1 protein-coding gene is annotated in these 1,679 nt (G+C 43.6%); it reads left to right on the top strand.

What is annotated here, in order from left to right; genetic code table 11:
- Positions 1-110: 110 nt before the first annotated feature.
- Entirely contained in the window at positions 111-1,559 is a 1,449-nt protein-coding gene (locus ABRS97_RS27950) for an IS1182 family transposase (RefSeq protein ID WP_367819445.1), read from the top strand.
- Positions 1,560-1,679 lie beyond the last annotated feature (120 nt).

Genomic DNA, 1,679 nt, shown 5'->3' with positions numbered 1-1,679 from the left:
GAGGCCACTGAAAAAGTCCCATTATGAGGTACTGTAACTCAATTCTATTGAGGGAGCAGTACCTTCTTTGCTGTATAATTAAAGTATTACAGCGAAAGGCGTGAAGTCCAATGTTTCAACCTCAAATCTCATTAACGTTCAGTCCTTATGCAGCACTATACGATCTCATTGTGCCTAAGGATAATATGTTGCGTCAGATCAATGAGTTGGTGGACTTCTCCTTCGTCTACGAAGAACTGAAAGCGAATTACTGTCTGGACAACGGTCGTAACGCAATTGACCCGTTGCGGATGCTTAAATATTTGCTTCTGAAAGCCATTTTCGAGCTGTCAGACGTAGATTTGGTTGAGCGTTCTCGGTACGACATGTCTTTCAAATACTTCCTTCAGATGGCTCCAGAAGAAGCTGTCATTGATCCGAGTTCCCTTACTAAGTTCCGCAAACTGCGGTTGAAAGACCTCAATCTGCTGGATCTGCTAATCCGTAAAACCGTCGAGTTGGCTATCGCACAAGGTATTCTAAAGAGCACATCCATCATCGTGGATGCAACGCACACAAAATCTCGTTACAACCACAAGTCCCCGAGGGAGATTTTGCAGGATCGTTCTCGCAAATTACGAAAAGCCATCTATTCCATCGACGAATCGCTTAAAACGAAGTTGCCTGCTAAGAACATCGTGGATACACTCGAGGCTGAGATTGACTACTGCCAAAAACTGATCGAAGTTGCCGAAACCGAGCTCGGCATCGCTCAATTGCCTAAGATCACCGAACCATTGAATCTACTGAAAGAGACTGTTGAGGATGATGTGGAACAATTGCGTATTTCGCAAGATCAAGATGCACGCATCGGTCACAAAAGTGCGGACAGCTCATTTTTTGGAGATAAGACGCACATGGCCATGACGGAAGAGCGGATCATCACAGCGGCTATCGTAACGACTGGAGAGAAGCACGATGGCAAGCAATTACAAGCACTTATTGAGAAAAGCATGACGGCAGGTGTGGACGTTAAAACCGTAATCGGCGATATGGCATATTCGGAAAAAGAAAACATCGCGTACAGCAAGAAAAACCAGATTGAACTCATCTCTCGACTAAACCCACAAATTACGCAAGGTCCACGTAAGAAGGAAGACGAATTTGAATTCAACAAAGATGCAGGTATGTACGTATGCAAGGCTGGTCATAGGGCGATTCGCAAAGAAAAGGATTATCGAGGAGAAAGCAGTAAAAATAATCGAACAAAGTACTTCTTTGATGTGAAGAAATGCAAGGTTTGTCCGTTTAAAGAAGGATGTTATAAAGGTGGCGCAAGTAAGTCGTATGCGGTGACGATAAAATCCAGTGAGCACTCCGAACAGGCTAGGTTCCAGGACAGTGAGTACTTCAAAGAGAAAGCAAAAGAAAGATACAAGATCGAAGCGAAGAATAGTGAACTTAAAAATCGACACGGGTACGATGTAGCCACATCCTCGGGTCTGTTAGGTATGCAGATTCAAGGAGCAATAACGATATTCGCTGTGAATCTGAAGCGAATATTGAAACTGAATGACTAACAAATAACCGCGAAACCCTATAAAAAATGCGACATCTACCGAGAAATTCGGAGTAGTGTCGCATTTTTTGTACCCACTGCTAGAACTCATCGAAAAATCATTAGTTTGTCAGTGGCCACC

This window comes from Paenibacillus tabacirhizosphaerae, assembly GCF_040812395.1.
GTDB lineage: Bacteria > Bacillota > Bacilli > Paenibacillales > NBRC-103111 > Paenibacillus_E.
This window is presented reverse-complemented; position numbering and strand designations above follow the sequence as displayed.